We start from the raw sequence: 16,728 nt of genomic DNA, 5'->3' as shown, positions 1-16,728 counted from the left end.
GGTGGAGCGACTCCTTACTGTTCGTGGTGCGACGGCGGGTCGAGGAGCAGCACGGACGGGACGCGGTCCGGGGCCGCCAGCCGCAGGAAGTGCATGCCGAATCCGGAGATGCCGATCATCAGTCCCGGGAAGAAGTCGGCACTGTTGTCCGCCGTGCTGTCGCCCGCCTCGTCGAAGCTCCGCCACAGCGCCTGGACCTGGACGTTGGCCTCCAGCTGGAAGGCCGGTTCGTCGTTGAGCCGGGCGAAGCGCAGGAAGAGCTCGGCGTTGCCGGATGTGCCGTGGCACAGGGTGTGGTTCTTCAGCCGGGGGAAGTTGCGCATGGTCGCCGACAGCGCCTGCTGGGCCTCGCGCAGCAGTTGTTCGTCGGTGCGGCCGAGCGCGTCCCAGCTGGTGATCCGGGCGAGCCCGATGCCGGCCGCCCCGTTGCACCAGGCGTTGGAGAAGTGCCGGGCGCCCTTGACCGCGGAGCCGTTGTTGATCCGCAGGTCGTACCAGTCCTTCTCCGCCTCGTCGACGTACCGGTCCTCGTAGGCGAAGGCCTTGCGCCCGGCCTCGATGTAGTCGCTCCGGCCGGTGTGGTGGCCGAGCTGGATCAGGGCCCAGCCGATGCCGCCGGAGCCGTGGGAGAAGCCGGTGAGGTTGCCGTAGGTCTCGTCGGGCGCGGACGGCGGCCAGCTGAGGGTCTCGCCGTCGTCCTCGGCGTGCCGCAGCAGGTGGCCGGCGCACCGGTGGGCGTGGTCGAGGCCGTGCCCGCCGCTCTCCTCGGCGAGGCCGATCAGGACGGGGATGAGGCCCGCCGCTCCGTGCAGGATGTCGAAGTGCCGGTCCTCCTCGATGCGTCCGGGGATCTCGTCGCTCAGCCGGACGGCCTTCTCGAGCAGCTCCTTGTCGCCCCACAGCCGGTGCAGGTGGGTGAGGAGGTAGATGACGCCGCCGAGCCCCGCGAACGCGCCCAGCCGGTCGCGGTCCCATTGGGCGAGGACGTGGTCGAGGCCCTGCCGGGCGGCCTGCCGGTACTCCGGCCGGGGCACGAGCTGATCGAGGTAGGCGAGGAAGAGCACGACGCCCGCGGAGCCCTGGTAGAGGTCGGCCTCGATGTCCACCTGCTCGAGCCGGCCGCCCGCCAGCTGGTACGAGGTCCAGGGTGCGGGGTCCTCGGGCGCCCTGAGCTCGCCGCACAGCCGGTTGCCGATCTTGACCGCGTAGTCCAGGGAGGTGGCGACGAAGGAGGGGCTGCTGATCTCGTCCGTGGAGAGACTGGCGGCGATGTACTGGCTCTGCTGCTCGCGGTTCTCCTCCGACAGCCGCCTGATGCGGGCGGCGGCGTGGTCGATGGGCGAGAGGTCCAGGCGCGAGGGCAGCGGCTCGCCGTGCGCGTGCACCAGCTGCCTGGCATGGGCGCCCGCGGTGAACAGCGGCACGTCCAGCTGCCACATGGCGTTCACTTCGCGTGCGGCGAGGATGCCCTCGGCGTCCCAGGTGCGGGGGAAGGTGCGCACGGTGTTGGCGAGCAGGTCCACCTCGAGGGGCTCGGTCAGGCACCTCGGGTGGCGGGCGGCGCTCAGCAGCTGGGCGTAGATCTGGGTGCCCCAGTTGATGAAGCGGGCAGTGACCCAGCTGAACGTCTCCATCACGAAGTCGACGGCGGCCTCGGGGTCCTTGGCGAACCAGGCGTAGACCCGGTTGAAGCCCTCCATGATCGACTCGGCGTGGTCCTCGGGGCGGACGAGCTCCTCGCCGAGGAAGACGCGGTTGGAGGCGCTGGTCTCCACGTGGACGCCGGTGCGGTGCACCACGGACGCCTCGAAGCTGAGCCCCTCACCGTTCCTGCGCGCCACCGGCATGGGGACCTCGTATCCCTCGCCGCCCGCGTAGCCGCTGATCCGCATCTCGGCGGCGGCCTCCTCGCCCGGCCGGGCGGAGCGCGGCCACTCGAGAAGCCCGGTCTTGAACACGGAGTCGAGGAGGGTGCCTTCGGATTGCGAGCGGCCCTGCGGGTGGACGCCGAGGACCGTCTCCGCGTCGCAGACGAAGGCGTGCCCGTCGGCGACGAGGATGTTCTCGAAGTGCAGGTCGCTGCCGCCCAGCACGTAGAAGACCGCCAGATAGCCGCCGAGCTCCTCGTAGATCCGCTCGACTTCCTGCGGCGTTTCCACGCGGTTGCGCCCGGCGGGTATCAGGGCTTCGTAGCCGTAGCCGTCCCTGGGCAGGACGGGCCGGGTCGCGAAGTCGACGACCCCGTCGTCCGCCAGTCGTGCGAGCAGGTCCTGGAGCGCCGCCTCGGAGCGGACGCTGCGCGGCTTGTAGAAGAATTCGGCCGTGCTCCCGTCGGCGAGCACGGCTTCGACGCGGGCGACGGTACGCGCCCCCGCGTGCGGGTCGGAGTCGCCCAGCCGAAGGGAGCGGAATTCGGTGATCCGCTGCCCGAAGAATTCGTTTCCGATGGCCTCCGCGTCGGCCGCCAGGCTTTCGAGGACGTCCCGGCCGAAGGAGGTGAGCAGGGCGGTGGTGTGCGCGAGCCAGCGGCCGAGCACGGGGAAATTCAGATAGAAGCGGTGATAGGCCGCGCCGTCGGCGAACGTGGCGTCGAGATAGGCGAGATAGTCCTCGCGGCCTGCGGTGGACTTGTCGATTCCGGTCTGCGCGCAGTGCACGTTGGCGGCGGCTTCCACGGCCCAGGCCATGCTCAACTCGAAGCGGTCGAGCAGGTGGCGCTGCATGTCCTCGACCAGCTCGGGGCTCAGCAGGGTGCCTTCGTCGTCCGCCGTCGTCCGTACGGCGGTCAGGGCGCGCCCCAATTCGCGCAGGAACGGCTCGCAGGCCTTGGCCAGCCGCCCGTAATACACGTCGAACGCGCGCCAGGAGGGCTTCCCGGCGGCCGCCCCGTCCGACCGCTCGCGGTCGAAGGCGTCCAGGGCGGTGCGGTAGGTGGGCAGCCAGGCGCCGTGCAGCCCGCTCAGGAGCTCGCGCGTCTCCTCGTCCGCCCCGTCCAGGCCCAGTTCGATCCGGCGGTACGCGGACAGCACGCCGACGAGCTCTTCCTTGGTGTGCTGGGGCGGCCTGGAGCGGTGGAGGGACTCCTGGTGGAACTTGTCGGCCAGCTTCCCGGCCAGTGTGTCGATCTTCCAGCGGTCGAACGCGTCGAGCTCGACCGCCGTGCCCTGACCGGTCTCCGCGGCGCCGCCCGCCGCGGCGACGACCCGCAATCGCTCGGTCAGATTGGCCGCCCGCGCCGCGATGTCCAGCGGATAAGCGTTACCCATGTGCGAAACTCTCCTGCGGTCGAAGTCGAGGGAGCGCTCGTGGCCGGGGGTCCGCCGCGCGGCGCAACGCGGTGGGCCGGCGAGTGCCGACCCACCGCGTCATCGCACCGGGCGGGCGTTACCGCCCGAGGGCAACGGCCGCTTACTTGGTGTTGCCGTCACACACGAAGGTGAACGGGCCGAAGCTGCAGCTCTGCTTGCAGGCGAAGGCTTCCGTAGCGGCGATGTCCTTGGTCCAGAAGTCGAGGGACGCCTGGTCCTGCTGCTCCACGGGCGTGGGCAGGACCGCGGTCGAGGCACCGAACGCGGCCGGGTTCTCGATCAGCGCGGCGCGGAAGTCGGCGTCCACGACGGACTGAAGAATCGAAGCGGTCATGACTTACCTCCGATGTTGAGGTGAATCCCGACACCTGGCGATGTCAGGACGTCAGCCGGGCGACCAACGTGATGCCGGATTGCTGTTCGGCGTTCTTGAGTTCACGAATGGCCGGGCCCATGTTCTCGCTCTTGTTCTGCCAGGCGACCAGTTCCTTCTCCTCGCTGGAAACGCCCTCCCCGAGCCACAGGGTCTCGAGCCAGGCCTTCGTCGCGAAGGGATGGAGATTGGTGAGGGGAGTGATCCGGGCCAGTGCCGGCTCCTCGTGGAGCGCGAGAGCGAGCTCCAGCGCTTCACGCAGCTTGCCGTCGGGCGGCAGCAGGGAGCACAGAACCATGAGCTCCTGGATGCGGCGGATGATATCCACGTCCTGGTAGATCGTCGGTTCCTTGGCGCTTTTCATGGCCCGTCCCCATCCAGTCGGCTCCCGGTGAGAAAGACACTAGGGGCGCCCACTTTCACTACGGTTTCAGTCCGCTTTCAGGGACACCGGGCGTCCTTGGCGGTGCCGCGGTGGGTCAGCCGCCCAGCCCCGCGAGCACCACGGCGCCCGGCAGTTCGGCCAGGGCCTTGCCGGGGACGATGAGCTTGCCGCGCCGGCTGCCGCTGCCGATGATCAGGTGGGGGCTGTCGGCGACGGCGGCGTCCATGAGCACGGGCCAGTCGGCGGGCAACCCGATCGGGGTGATGCCGCCGTACTCCATGCCGGTCGCGGCCAGCGCGGTGTCCATGGGCGCGAACGACGCCTTGCGGGCCCCGAGGTGGCGGCGTACGACGCCGTTGACGTCGGCGCGGGTGTGGCCGAGGACGAGGCAGGCGGCGAGAGTGGTCGTGCCCGCGCGCCTGGCCGCGACGACGACGCAGTTGGCGGACTGCTCCAGCAGCCAGGGGCCGTAGTGCTTCACGAGGACGGCGGTGTCGGCCCGCTCCGGGTCGGTGTCCACGTAGAGCAGGTCGGTCGCCGGCACGGAACCGCCCCAGTCGCGCACGGCGGCGGCCACGGGCGGGACCAGCAGGTCCAGGCACTCCACGGCGGGCCGCACCTCGTCGAAGGCGTCCATCGGCGTCGGGGTCGGCGTGCTGTTCATGCCGGTCAAGCTAACAGCCGTCGCACCGCGCCGACGGCGCGTCTCAGCGGGCGGGCGGTACGGCCACCACCATGGTCATCTCCACGGGCTCGGTGCCGTCGTTGCGGTAGGTGTGCGGCACGTTCGCCTCGAAGGTCGCCGAGGTGCCGGCGGGAACGGAGTGCTCCTCGCCGTCGACGACGAGCGTGAGCTCGCCGGCCGTCACCCGCAGCAGCTCGATCGTGCCGGGCGGGTGCGCGTCGGAGACGCTGCTGTCGCCGGGCACGATCCGCCACTCCCACAGCTCCAGCGGCCCGCGCGCCTCGGTCCCGACGAGCAGCGAGGTGTGGCTGCCCGCCTCGGTGGACCACATCCGCACCACCTGTTCAGGGGCTACCAGCCGGACGCGGTCGCCCTGCTCGTAGTCGAGGAGGGTGGTGATGCTGACGCCGAGCGCGTCGGCGAGCTTGACCGTGGTGCCGACGCTGGGGTTCGTACGGGCCTGCTCGATCTGGATGATCATGCCCCGGCTGACGCCCGAGCGGGCCGCCAGGGCGTCGAGGGTGAAGTTGCGCTCGCCGCGCCAGCGCTTGAGGTTGCGGGCGAGCGACTGCGTGAGCTGCTCGAGGTCCGTCACAGTCCGTCCAGTCCAATATATTAATTAATGAAGTTCAGCATCATGCACTACGGTGTCATGGACGCCACCATTCACCACACTGTACTGCGAGGTCTCTCCCATGACACCGGTCTTCGCCCTGGCCACCAGCCTCATGTGGGGGCTGGCCGACTTCGGCGGCGGGCTGCTCACCCGGCGCATGCCCGCCCTGACCGTGGTCCTGCTCTCCCAGCTGCTGGCCGTGGGCGCGCTGGGCGCCATCGTCATCGCCACCGGTGGCTGGTCGGAGATCGGCCCCCAGCTGTGGTTCGCGGTGGCCGCCGGCGTCGTGGGCCCGGCGGCGATGCTCGCCTTCTACAAGGCCCTGGCCCTCGGCCCCATGGGGGTCGTCTCCCCGCTGGGCGCGCTCGGCGGCGTCGCGGTGCCGCTGGGCGTGGGTCTGGTGCTGGGCGAGCGGCCCGGGATCCTGCAGTTCGCGGGCATAGCGGTGGCCGTGGCGGGCGTGGTGCTGGCCAGCGGCCCGAGCATGGGCGGCGCGCCCGTACAGCGCCAGACCCTGGTGCTGACGATGATCGCGGCGTTCGGCTTCGGCTCGGTGATGGCCCTGATCGCCGAGGCCTCGCACAACTTGACCGGGCTCTTCCTCGCCCTGTTCGTCCAGCGCCTGTGCAACGTCGTGGTCGGCGCGGGCGCGCTCTACGCCTCCGTACGGCGCGGCAACCCGTGGCTGCCCGAGGAGGGCTGGAGCGGCATCCGCTCCGCCCTGCCCGCCCTCGCCTTCGTCGGCCTCGCCGACGTAGCCGCCAACGGCACGTACTCCATCGCCGCGAACAACGGTCCGGTGACCGTCGCGGCGGTGCTGGCCTCGCTCTACCCCGTCGTCACCGCGCTCGCCGCCCGCGGCGTCCTGCGCGAGAAACTGCAGACAATCCAGGCCGCGGGCGCGGGCCTGGCACTCGTCGGCACGGTCCTGCTGGCGACGGGCTGACGCACACCCCGCACCGCGCGGCGCTTCAGTCCTCGGCCAGCGCCTCGCGGTGCGCCTTCACCAGCTCCAGGTACATCACGGCGTTGAGCCGGATGTGCTCGAGCTCCTCGGCGGTCAGCTCGCGGCGCACCTTGGCGGGCACCCCCGCGACCAGGGAGCCGGGCGGCACCTGCATGCCCTGCGGGACGAGCGCCTGGGCGGCGACCAGCGAACCGGCGCCGATCCTGGCACCGTTGAGGACGGTGGCGCCCATGCCGATCAGCACGTCGTCCTCGACGGTGCAGCCGTGCAGCACCGCGTTGTGGCCCACGGTCACCCGCTCCCCGACGGTCACCGGGAATCCGGGGTCGACGTGCACGGTGCAGTTGTCCTGGATGTTGCTGCCCGCGCCGAGCGTGATCGGCCCGCAGTCGGCGCGCAGCACGGCGCCGTACCAGACGCTCGTGTCCGCGGCGAGGGTGACGTCACCGGCCACGACGGAGGTCGGGGCGACGAACGCCGCCGGGTCGATCTCGGGCCGCTTGCCGCCCACCGCGAAAGTCAGCGCCTTCTCCGTCACCGCACACTCCTCGTCCGTCGCCCTCGTCTCCACAGCACCGTAAGCGAGGGGCCGCGAGTGAGCGGCCGGCTGGGGCCAAGATCACAGGGCCGCGCGCCACGGCGGCAGCGGCGGCGTACGACGAAGGCCCCCGGCCGGAGCCGGGGGCCTTGTCCTGTTCTCTGCGGGCTGCGAGGGGCGGACCGCGGGTGCCTCACTCCGCGGTCGCGACGGCCTCGGTCTCGCGCTGCTCCGCCGCCGGCGCGGCGGCCTGCGCGGCACCGGCCTTCTTGGCCTTGATCCGCATGACGATGAAGGAGCCCAGGCCGAACAGCAGGGCGGCGACCAGGCCGAGCCAGGAGAACTTCTTCAGCCACTCCTCGGCGACCTTGCCCACGGAGTAGATGACCGCGACCGTACCGCCGGCCCAGACGATGCCGCCGAGGACGTTGGCGATCAGGAACTTCCAGTACGGCATCTTCAGCACGCCCGCCAGCGGACCGGCGAAGATGCGCAGCAGGGCGATGAAGCGGCCGACGAAGACGGCCCACATGCCCCACTTCTGGAACGACCGCTCGGCGGTGGCGACGTGGTGGGGGCCGAAGTGCTTGGGGAACTTGCGGCCGAGCCACTCCAGCAGCGGCTTGCCGCCCTTGCGTCCGATCAGGTACCCGATCGAGTCACCGACGATCGCACCCGCGATGGCACAGGCGCCCAGGATGTACGGGTTGATGTGGTCCTGGGTGGCGGCCAGCAGCGTGGCGCTGACGAGGACGATCTCACCGGGAAGCGGGATGCCCAGGCTCTCCAGCCCGATGACTCCGCCCACCAGAAGGTAGACGGCTATCGCCGGTACTGTCTCGAGCCACTCCTGGATGTGCAACGCCGGTTCCTCCCGTTGAACGACCTGCTTCGCGCCGCACGTCATACGACGCACGGCGCGAAGCCTACTGGAGGTAAAGACTCGCTCAGCGGTGCGACGGTTGACCCGGAGCGACTACTTGTTCGGCGGCGGGGGACGCACAACGGTCATACGCCCCCTTTACCCCGTCGCCCCCTCGGACCCCGGGACGCCCCAGGCGCCACCTCCCCCAGAGCCGGTCCCCTTTCCGGACACCGCTCCGGGAAACCGGACCACGCATGGCGGGAGCCTAAACATCCACTGAACAGGCGCCCGGTCGTCAGAAATCGGCTCGCCGGTCGGTACATCACCGCCGGGGAGGCGCGCCACACCACGCCACCTGCGACGTTCCCGTCCGCCATGCCCCTAAGTGATGCAGCGCACATTATGGAGGGCGTTCACGGAAACACATCATTCGAGGGGTACACACCTCTCCACGATCCCTCGATAAACGACCGAGAGGCCTTCCGGTTGGCATTCCGGTTGAGGGGTCGACATACGCACGAGATGAGCATTACCGAAAACCGATGGAACGGCATGAAGTTCCATCAGATTTCAACAGTCCAGCTTTCTCCCTCTTCCGCGCCGCACTCCGGGCAGATGGCTGCTGACAAGGCCGAGCAGCCGGCCGGGCCGAGCCGGTACACCGGAACCGCACAGCGGGATCCGGCCTCAGCAGCCGAAATGACGCCCATGATTCCGGCCGGCGCGGGACGGTCACTCCGGGTGAGAATTCTGACGAGATTCAGCCCACGTGCGACGGAAACACATAAACGACCGGAAGCACGCCTCTGACCAGGCACTTCTCATGCGGCCCCAACAAGCGGAAGAGAATATGCCGTTTAATGTCAACGCGTGTTGCGTAATGCGTTGATACCGATAAACGATCCCATCACCGCAGCTCAGCGGTGGTTTTCACGCCCCGCACAGGCCGCGCGGGCAGCATACGACAGGGTGCGGAAAAGGCCTGGCGTATTGATCCGCCCTTGCCGAATCTCGGCTTTGACCCCCGCGCTCCGGGGCCCGTACGTTTCTCTCCGTGTTCGGCGGTCGCCTCGACCACGATCTCGAATGGCCGAGCCCATCCCGCCCGGAATACCGCCGAACACGCTCCATTGAATTCCCCCGCATCACTCATTCCAGTTCCCGAGTGAAAGGAAAATCGCGATGACCGCTGTCGAGGCCCTGAGTTTCGACGCACAGCCGTCTCCCGACGGCCGGCCCGCCGTGCTGTTCACGGTCGTTCCCGGGGGCCCGCCGGCCGTGGCCCTCGCCCCCGCCGGCGAGACCGGCTACCCGGGAGTGCGCCTGCAGCAGGCGGGCGAGACCGGCACGGTGCCGCCGCAGGACGTCTACGTGGCCCTGCCCCGGGGCAAGGGTCTGCAGTTCGTCCCCGAAGGCGGGGGCGACTACCTGCTGACCGTGCTGGACGCCCGGGGGCACACGAACACCTACCGCGGGATCCTCTCGTCGGACGGCCGGGCCGTCACCTTCGAGGGCGTCGACCCGGCCCTGTCGGGCAAGGGGTCGAAGTCCACGGCGTGGCTGGCGGTGAAGGCCTCCGACAACGCCCGTCTGGGAGAGACCCGCCTGACCTACTGCGTGGGTGACCAGGCGTCGGGCTCCACGCCGATCCGCGTCGTGGACCGCATCCCGTTCTCGGTGACTCCCGGTGGCCCGCCGGACGTGACGCTGAATTCCGCCAACCCGGTCGGCTACCCGGGTGTGGGACTGCAGGCCGGGGACAGCGGCACGGTCTCTCCGCAGGACGTCTACGTGGCCCTCCCCCGCGGCAAGGGGCTGCGGTTCGTCGCCCAGGGCGGAACGGGCTACCTGCTGACCGTCGAGGACGCCCAGAAGAACAAGAAGACCTACCGCGGGACCCTGTCGTCGAACGGGCAGGCCCTCACCTTCCAGGGCGTCAATCCGGCCCTGTCGGGGAAGGGGGCGACGTCCGTGGCCTGGGTCGCCGTGAAGGCCGCCGACGGCGCCCCGGCGTCGAAGGACGCGATGAGCCTGACCTTCTGCGTGGGCGACCAGACGTCGGGCTCCACGCCCGTCCACGTGGACAAGCCGGCCTGATGACCGCCACATCGCCCTCATCAACCGGAAGGAGCGCATTCAGGTGAACACGGTGACGGCCCGCCCACCCCGACTGTCCGCGTCCACCAGGTCGCGCAGCATGTCCATCGTGGCCCGGGTGTACGGATACCCCCCGGCCCACAACGCGGGATCCGAGTGGATGCTCCACTCGATGCTGCGCCCCCTGAGCGAGCGCGGCCACCGCGTGTCGGTCTGGTTGTCGCACCCCGGGACCATCGAGAAGACGTACGACATCGACGGAGTGCGGGTCGTCCCGTATCAGGAAGGCGCCGAATTCGCCGCCGAGGCGCAGAAAGCCGACGTACTCCTGTCCCAGTACGAGAACGTTCCCATCGTGTCGGGGCTCGCCAGGGCCCGGCAGATCCCCGTGGTCGTGATCTGCCACGACAACTTCGCCGCCAGCTTCCACGACGCGGCGGGAGCCGATCTCGTCGTCTACAACAGCGAGTGGATCCGGCGCGACGGCGAGATCCACTACGGGCGGTACCCCCGCGAGTTCCTGCCCCACCGCACGATCGTCGTCCGCCCGCCCGTCATAACGGAGCACTACCGCACCACCCCGGGCGACCGCGCCACCCTGGTGAACCTGAACCCCGACAAGGGCGGCGAGATCTTCTGGCAGATCGCCGCCTGGACACCGGAATGGAAATTCCTGGGCGTCCGCGGCGCCTACGGACAACAGACCGAACCGCCGATGCGCCTGCCCAACTGCGAAATCGTCGACGGCGTGCCCGGCAACGAGATGCGTGAGCACGTCTACAGCCGCTCACGCGTGATGCTCATGCCGAGCCTGTACGAGTCCTGGGGACGCGTGGCCGTGGAGGCCTTCGCGTCCGGCATCCCGGTGATCGCCCACCCCACCCCAGGGCTGGTCGAGTCCCTCGGCGACGCGGGAATCTTCGCCTACCGCGACGACCTGAACGCCTGGATGCACGCCCTGCAGTCGCTGCGGGACCCGAAGAACTGGGAGCGGGCGTCCCGCCGGGCGAAGGCCCGCTCCGCGGAGCTGAGCGCGACCCCCGATCTCGACCTCTGGTGCGAAGCCGTCGAGGCTTTGCACGACGCGAAGCGACGGACGACGTTCCGCGTGGCGGGCGCGCCCCACTCGGCGACGCCCCTCTCCGCGAAATAAGAGACAAGGAGAATCTCCGTGCCCTCGCACTTACCCGAACAGATGGAATCGGCTGCCGCCGGCAGCGATGACGGGAACCCGAACCTGGTGAAGGACGGAAACTTCAAGCACCGTCCGGTCTTCACGGACAGCAAGTGCGGTTACAGCCAAGCGCTCGCCAAGGGCGCAAACGTATCGCTCCGGTACTGGGACTACGGCGGCAGCGGCAACCCCAACGGACAGCCCGATTCCGGCGTGAACGCGGGAGAATACATCGACGTCTCCACCCACATGTACGCCTTCGCCAAGAGCGACATGGAAGACCGGGTCGACGGCAGCAACGCGATCGACCTCGTCGGCCGGGGCGACAACCGCCACGGGTACATCGGGCAGCTCCTCCCCGACCTGATACCCGGAGCGCAGTACGACGTCACGTTCTGGGCAGGGGCACCCTGGTACGGGGAAGAGCCCCCGCACGCCACGAGGATGCGCTACAAGGTCAACGACGGAATGTCGCGCGACGACGGGAAGGCCCTGGACCAGGAGTACATCAGCGTCCCCGAGCCGCCGAGGGTGGCGATTTCCGGCGGCAGCTGGGTGCGGCAGTGGAAGCAGTACCAGCGGTCCTTCATCGCTCTGTCGTCGAACGCGTACCTCTCCTTCGCGGACGACGCCACCAACCGGTACACGACCGGCACCCAACTGGCCTGTGTCTCGGTACGGCTCTCCGTTCCGGCGCACGACTACCGGATCGCCAGGACGGCCCCGGAGACCTCCCCGGACAACCCCCTCACCGCCCCGACGGACACCCCGTTCGACGGCTTCCGCGTGCAGTTCTCGGACGAGGCCAACCAGCCGCTCTCCTCGCGGCAGGTATCGCTGATCCTGGATCCGAGCGCGACCGGATCCCACTTCGCGCACGACGGCCGGGCAACACTGACGTACACCGGGAAGACGGGCGTCGACGGATGGCTGTCCGTTCCCGCAGGAGCGGTGCAGGCAGGATCCCAGCAGGGCCCCATGCGGATCCACGCGCAGCTGAACACCACACGGCTGGGCGGTCAGGCGGACCTGAGGGTCGGGGCGCCCGTGGCCCGGTTCTCGGTGTACCGGGGAGGGCCGGTGACGCTGACACGTGCCGGCGAGACCGGTTATCCGGGTGTGAACCTGCGAGCCAACCAGGATGACCCGGTCCCTCCGCAGAACGTCCGGGTGACCCTCCCCCGGGGCAGGCGACTGCAGTTCGTCGCCCAGGGCGATCCCGGGTACCAGCTGACCGTACAGAACGGCGGTCAGTACAACGGGATCTTGTCGCCGGACGGCCAGACCCTCACCTTCGAGAACGTCGACCTGGTCCTGTCCGGCAAGGACTCCACGGCCCTGATCTGGGTCGCGGTGAAAGCCCCCGGAAACGCCACGCCCGGCGAGACGGAGCTGAGCTTCCGGGTGGGCGACGTCACTTCGCCTTCCTCGTCCATCACCGTCGTGGACAAGTAGCACGACCGGGGATCGGCGCGAACTTCCGCGGGAATTCCCCCGCAGGAATCAACGGCACCATCACATCGTTCAGGAGGAAGCACCATGGCGCTTTACATGACCGAGGTCCCCATCTACGTGGACAACGGAAGCTGCATCGACGGCGAGATAGGGAGTGGGACTTTCACCCTCCCCGGGAAGGTCCGTCTGGACGACGACAACCAGCCCGTCATCAATGTGGCGCTGAAGTCCTTCGTGCTCGAGTACGAGCGGCCCCTCGAATACGGCGTCGGCCACGAGCACATCAAGCTGGACCTGCCGACGGGCGGCAAGAAGAACGGCATGGTGTCGGCGAAGCTGCAGCTGCGGCCCGCCTCCCCGGGCCGGGACTGGCTGTTCAAGGGCAGCGTCACCGCCCTGGTCATCGCCGATCTGGTGGACGGCAGCTGATCGCTCGCCGACCACCGGAGGACCTCCACAGAGAAGCCCCGAAGCGCTCGTGCGCTTCGGGGCTTCCCGTGTACCGGAGCCGATGTCAGCGGCTACGCATTGGGCCGCAGCGTCCACACCACGGTCATCTCGCCGGTCTCCGCGCCGTCCTCGCGCGTGATCGAGACGCGCACGGGGAACTCGGGGCGCTGCCCCGCGTCCAGCTCGGCGACCACGTCGGCGGCCGGGCGGCCGAGCTCGGCGGTGGCGGTGACGGGGCCCATGGCGAGCTTCTTGTAGCCGATCTCGGCGCGGACGGCCAGCGGCACGGCGCGCGAGAGCTGGTCGCCGAAGGCGGCGAGGACGATGGCGCCGCTCGCGGACTCGGCGAGGGTGAACATCGCGCCGGCGTGCGGGCCCCCGACGTGGTTGTGGTAGTCGGGCTGGTCGGGCAGGCGGACCACGGCGCGCTCCGCGGTGGTCTCCTCGAAGACGAGGTTGAGGGTACGGGCCATGGGCACGGTGGCCACGAGGGCTTCGCCGATCGAGGGCTGGGTCTGTGACATGGCCCGAAAGTTACCAGCCAGTAGCACAACCGGGAAGGGGCGGGGACCACAAGTGTCACCATCGCCCTCTATGGTTATCGGCCATGTGGCCAGGACAGCAGGCGCCCGGGGGCGAGCAGAACCCGCAGGACCCTCACCAGAACCCGTACCAGCAGCCGGGATACCCGCAGCACAACCCGTACCAGCAGCCGGGCTATCAGCAGCCCAACCCCTACGCGACGCAGCCGGGCGCCCAGCAGCCGGGCCCCGCGCAGTGGACCGCTCCGGCCGCACCCGGTGGCCCGCAGCCGGGCGGTGGCGGCGGTAACAAGCGCACCACGATCATCGCCATCACCGCGGCGATCGCCGTGGTCGCCGCCGCCGTGATCACCGGTGTGATGGTGCTCGGTGGCGACGGCGACGACAAGGAGCCCACGGCGAAGGGCGGCGCCCAGCCGTCCGCCTCGGCGCCGGCGTCCCCGAGCGCGAGCGCGGAGGCCCCCGAGGACAACCCGCGCGCGGGCGGCGAGATCAAGCCGGTGATCGACGGCTGGAAGACCGTCATCAGCTCCAAGCGGCACAACGCGTTCGACGTGCCGTCGGACTGGGAGGTCGAGTCGCCGACCATGTCCCACGGTTTCGAGGACGACAAGGGCAAGGGCCTCGTCGCGATGTCCGCCACCGCCTCGTACAAAAAGGGCGAGTGCGAAAAGGACGACAAGCGGGGCTCCGCCGGGACCAAGGGCGCCCAGGGCGCCAAGAGCGAGGCGAGCGCCGCCGAGATCGAGGCCCTCAACTGGGTCTACGCGGCCTTCGACCAGAAGCAGACCGGCAAGTTCAATCAGACGAAGGCCCAGCCCTTCAAGAGCGACCACGGCATCACCGGCTACACGGCCTCCGCGACGGTCACCGGGGTGAAGAAGACCGGCAAGTGCGTGACCGACGGCAAGGCCTTCACGGTGACGTACAAGGACACCAACGGCGATCTGGCGACGTGGGTGCTCTACGCCGCCACGGGCTTCGACGGGGAGCTCCCGGACGAGACCATCAAGAAGATCATGAGCTCGCTCCGCCCGCTGAAGTCCTCCTGACCTCCTGACCCTCCTGACCCGAGCCGCCCGGGTCCGGCGGTACCGGCCGTCGCCTCAGCCGACGCTGAACGCGCCGCCGGGCGGCTCGGGCGAGGCCACCGCCTCCGCGTCGCCCACCGGAACCGCCCCGGCGGCGAACCGTGCGAGCGCGGCCCCGTGCTCGACCCGGGCCGGGAAGGCGTCGGCGGCGGCGCGGCGTGCGAGCGCGGCCACGGGCAGTTCCGTGTGCGCGGCCACCAGTACCGCGTTGCCGAAGCGGCGGCCCCGCAGCATGGGGCCCTCCGCGATCAGGCACAGGTGCGCGAAGACGGCGGCGAACGTGGCCACCTGTGCGCGCAGGAAGTCGAAGGGCGCACCGTCCGCGAGGTTCGCGGTGTAGTGCCCGTCGGGGCGCAGCACCCGTGCCGCGGTGCGGGCGTATTCGAGGGACGTGAGGTGTGCGGGCACCCGGGAGCCGCCGAAGACGTCCGCGACGATGATGTCGGCGGAGGCGTCGGGGGCGGCCTCCAGGGCCGCCCGCGCGTCGCCCGCGCGCACCTCGATGCCCGATCCCTCCGGCAGCGGGAGGTGCTCGCCGATCAGGGCGATCAGGCCCCGGTCCGCCTCGACGACCAGCTGGCGCGAACCGGGCCGGGTGGCGGCCGCGTAGCGGGGCAGCGTCAGGGCGCCGCCGCCCAGGTGCAGCAGGTCCAGGGGCCGGCCGGGCTCGGCGACCGTGTCCAGGACGTGGGCGAGGCGGCGGGCGTACTCGAACTCCAGGTACGTGGGGTCGTCCAGGTCGACGTACGACTGGGGCGCGCCGTCGACGGTCAGCAGCCAGGCCCGTGCCCGGTCCACGTCGGGCATGAGCTTGGCGGTGCCCCAGTCGACGTCACGGGTCACGGGTATCGGTTCGTCCACCTCTCTATTGTGCCGACCCCCTCGTCCCGGTGCGTCCAGGCGCCGCCACGCGGCGCTCATCCCAGGACGGCGGTGACCGTCCCCGTCGCGAGGGTGCGGCCGCCTTCCCGGAGCGCGAAGCCGAGGCCGGCCCCGAGCGCGAGCGCGCGATCCAGCGCGACCGTCATGGTCACGGTCTCGCCGGGGTGGGCGGTGCCGCGCGGGCCGAGGTCGATCTCGCCGGTCACGTCGGCGGTCCGCAGGTGGAACTGGGCCCGGAAGCCGGTGCGCAGGGGCGTGCGGCGGCCGCCCGCGTCCGTCGTCAGCAGGCGTGCCCGCGCGGTGAAGTGCCGCCGCGGCGTGACGCTGCCGGGGGCGGTGACCACGTCGCCGCGCAGCACGTGCTGGTGCATCACTCCGCGCAGCAGCAGTGCCACCCTGTCGCCGGCCTCGGCGGCCTCCATGGGGCGGCGGAAGGTCTGCAGTCCGGTGACGTGCGTCCCCCCGAACTCCGCGGGCAGTTCGACGCGGTCCCCCAGGCGGACCGTGCCGCTCTCGACGACGCCGGTGACGGCCGTGCCGTGCCGGCGGATGGTCAGGACGCGCTCGACCGGCATCAGGAAGGGGGCGTCGGTGTAGCGCACCGGCGTGGGGACGTAGGTGTCGACGGCGTCCAGCAGCGCCTCGACGGTCCCGGTCCACCGCGGGTCGCCCAGCAGGGCGCGCAGGGCGGAGACCCGTACGACGGGGACGCGGTGCCCGGCGAGGCCGTGGGCGGTGAGCAGGCGGCGGACGTCCAGCTCGACGAGCTCGGTGAGCTCGGGTCCGGCGACGTCGGCCTTGTTGAGGGCGACCACGAGGTGCTCGATGCCGGCCCGTCGGGCGAGCAGCACGTGCTCGGCGGTCTGCGGCATGACGCCGTCGAGTGCGCTGACGACGAGGATCGCGCCGTCGAGCCGGGCCGCTCCCGCGATCATGTTCTTGACGAAGCGGGCGCCGCCGGGCAGGTCGGCGTGGGCGTAGTGGCGGGTGTCCGTCTCGTACTCGACGTGTGCGGTGTGCACCGAGCCGCCGTGTGCCGCTTCCTCGGGCGCCCGGTCGAGGCGGTCGACGGGGGCGAAGGCGGCGGTGCCGTGGGTGCCGAGGATGCGGGTGATGGCGGCGGTCAGGGTGGTCTTGCCGTGGTGGGCGTGGCCCAGGGTGCCGATGTTGAGATGGGGTTTGGTGCGCGCGTACGCCTGCTGGGGCATGACTCCTTCTTCGAGCTCTTCGGGATGGATGCCCCGCCGGCACATGCTCCGATGCTCGCGCACGTCCGGGGGCGCGTCGAGCGATTTTCGCG

Annotated in this window: 17 protein-coding genes; 7 read left to right on the top strand and 10 right to left on the bottom strand. The window is 70.3% G+C overall.

What is annotated here, in order from left to right:
• Positions 1-14: 14 nt before the first annotated feature.
• The 5 genes from ACIGXW_RS02565 to ACIGXW_RS02545 all read right to left on the bottom strand — a co-directional run bounded on the left by ACIGXW_RS02565 (position 15) and on the right by ACIGXW_RS02545 (position 5,346).
• Complete coding sequence (locus ACIGXW_RS02565) at positions 15-3,266, bottom strand: type 2 lanthipeptide synthetase LanM family protein (RefSeq protein WP_399569029.1); 3,252 nt, start codon at positions 3,264-3,266, stop codon at positions 15-17.
• Between the two features lie 142 nt (positions 3,267-3,408).
• Complete coding sequence (locus ACIGXW_RS02560; protein ID WP_071962206.1) at positions 3,409-3,642, bottom strand: cinnamycin family lantibiotic; 234 nt, start codon at positions 3,640-3,642, stop codon at positions 3,409-3,411.
• Positions 3,643-3,685: 43 nt separating this feature from the next.
• A complete protein-coding gene (locus ACIGXW_RS02555) occupies positions 3,686-4,045 on the bottom strand; it encodes a DurN family substrate-assisted peptide maturase (RefSeq protein WP_071962205.1) in 360 nt (119 codons plus the stop codon).
• Between the two features lie 115 nt (positions 4,046-4,160).
• Positions 4,161-4,703, bottom strand: a complete 543-nt coding sequence (locus tag ACIGXW_RS02550) for a YbaK/EbsC family protein (RefSeq protein ID WP_399570798.1) — start codon at positions 4,701-4,703, stop codon at positions 4,161-4,163.
• 70 nt (positions 4,704-4,773) lie between these two features.
• Positions 4,774-5,346, bottom strand: a complete 573-nt coding sequence (locus ACIGXW_RS02545) for a helix-turn-helix domain-containing protein (RefSeq protein WP_399569027.1) — start codon at positions 5,344-5,346, stop codon at positions 4,774-4,776.
• A gap of 100 nt (positions 5,347-5,446) precedes the next feature.
• Between ACIGXW_RS02545 and ACIGXW_RS02540 the strand changes: the two genes are divergently transcribed.
• Positions 5,447-6,313, top strand: a complete 867-nt coding sequence (locus ACIGXW_RS02540; protein ID WP_399569024.1) for an EamA family transporter — start codon at positions 5,447-5,449, stop codon at positions 6,311-6,313.
• A 25-nt stretch (positions 6,314-6,338) separates the two neighbouring features.
• Here the strand turns inward: ACIGXW_RS02540 and ACIGXW_RS02535 are convergent, their stop codons facing one another.
• Together ACIGXW_RS02535 and ACIGXW_RS02530 are read right to left on the bottom strand one after the other, a co-directional pair.
• Positions 6,339-6,872, bottom strand: coding sequence for a gamma carbonic anhydrase family protein (locus ACIGXW_RS02535; protein WP_071962200.1), 534 nt, complete (start codon positions 6,870-6,872; stop codon positions 6,339-6,341).
• 193 nt (positions 6,873-7,065) lie between these two features.
• Complete coding sequence (locus ACIGXW_RS02530; RefSeq protein WP_071962199.1) at positions 7,066-7,734, bottom strand: DedA family protein; 669 nt, start codon at positions 7,732-7,734, stop codon at positions 7,066-7,068.
• Positions 7,735-8,259: 525 nt separating this feature from the next.
• Between ACIGXW_RS02530 and ACIGXW_RS02525 the strand changes: the two genes are divergently transcribed.
• From ACIGXW_RS02525 to ACIGXW_RS02505, 5 genes are all read left to right on the top strand, one after another.
• Positions 8,260-8,547, top strand: coding sequence for a hypothetical protein (locus ACIGXW_RS02525; protein ID WP_399569022.1), 288 nt, complete (start codon positions 8,260-8,262; stop codon positions 8,545-8,547).
• Positions 8,548-8,919: 372 nt separating this feature from the next.
• A complete protein-coding gene (locus ACIGXW_RS02520) occupies positions 8,920-9,834 on the top strand; it encodes a hypothetical protein (RefSeq protein WP_399569020.1) in 915 nt (304 codons plus the stop codon).
• Positions 9,835-9,934: 100 nt separating this feature from the next.
• Positions 9,935-10,987 carry a glycosyltransferase family 4 protein gene (locus ACIGXW_RS02515; RefSeq protein ID WP_399570795.1) on the top strand — a complete coding sequence of 351 codons (1,053 nt, stop codon included), beginning with the start codon at positions 9,935-9,937 and terminating at the stop codon, positions 10,985-10,987.
• Positions 10,988-11,005: 18 nt separating this feature from the next.
• Positions 11,006-12,463, top strand: a complete 1,458-nt coding sequence (locus ACIGXW_RS02510) for a hypothetical protein (protein WP_399569018.1) — start codon at positions 11,006-11,008, stop codon at positions 12,461-12,463.
• A gap of 84 nt (positions 12,464-12,547) precedes the next feature.
• Complete coding sequence (locus tag ACIGXW_RS02505; protein ID WP_071962196.1) at positions 12,548-12,892, top strand: hypothetical protein; 345 nt, start codon at positions 12,548-12,550, stop codon at positions 12,890-12,892.
• A gap of 92 nt (positions 12,893-12,984) precedes the next feature.
• On the opposite strand, the gene ACIGXW_RS02500 is transcribed toward ACIGXW_RS02505, so the two are convergent.
• Positions 12,985-13,437 carry a DUF4442 domain-containing protein gene (locus ACIGXW_RS02500; protein WP_071962195.1) on the bottom strand — a complete coding sequence of 151 codons (453 nt, stop codon included), beginning with the start codon at positions 13,435-13,437 and terminating at the stop codon, positions 12,985-12,987.
• An 83-nt stretch (positions 13,438-13,520) separates the two neighbouring features.
• Between ACIGXW_RS02500 and ACIGXW_RS02495 the strand changes: the two genes are divergently transcribed.
• Positions 13,521-14,507, top strand: a complete 987-nt coding sequence (locus ACIGXW_RS02495) for a hypothetical protein (protein WP_399569016.1) — start codon at positions 13,521-13,523, stop codon at positions 14,505-14,507.
• Between the two features lie 54 nt (positions 14,508-14,561).
• Here ACIGXW_RS02495 and ACIGXW_RS02490 read toward each other — a convergent pair whose 3' ends face one another.
• Both ACIGXW_RS02490 and ACIGXW_RS02485 read right to left on the bottom strand, forming a co-directional pair.
• Positions 14,562-15,407: a fused MFS/spermidine synthase gene (locus ACIGXW_RS02490; protein WP_360912785.1), complete on the bottom strand. Its 846-nt coding sequence runs from the start codon at positions 15,405-15,407 to the stop codon at positions 14,562-14,564.
• 56 nt (positions 15,408-15,463) lie between these two features.
• Positions 15,464-16,636 carry an elongation factor Tu gene (locus ACIGXW_RS02485; RefSeq protein WP_071962193.1) on the bottom strand — a complete coding sequence of 391 codons (1,173 nt, stop codon included), beginning with the start codon at positions 16,634-16,636 and terminating at the stop codon, positions 15,464-15,466.
• Positions 16,637-16,728: the final 92 nt, after the last annotated feature.

The sequence above is a fragment of the Streptomyces sp. NPDC053079 genome, from assembly GCF_044546695.1.
Classification (GTDB): Bacteria; Actinomycetota; Actinomycetes; order Streptomycetales; family Streptomycetaceae; genus Streptomyces.
The sequence above is the reverse complement of the archived record's forward strand: the minus strand, read 5'-3'. Positions and strand labels throughout refer to the sequence as shown.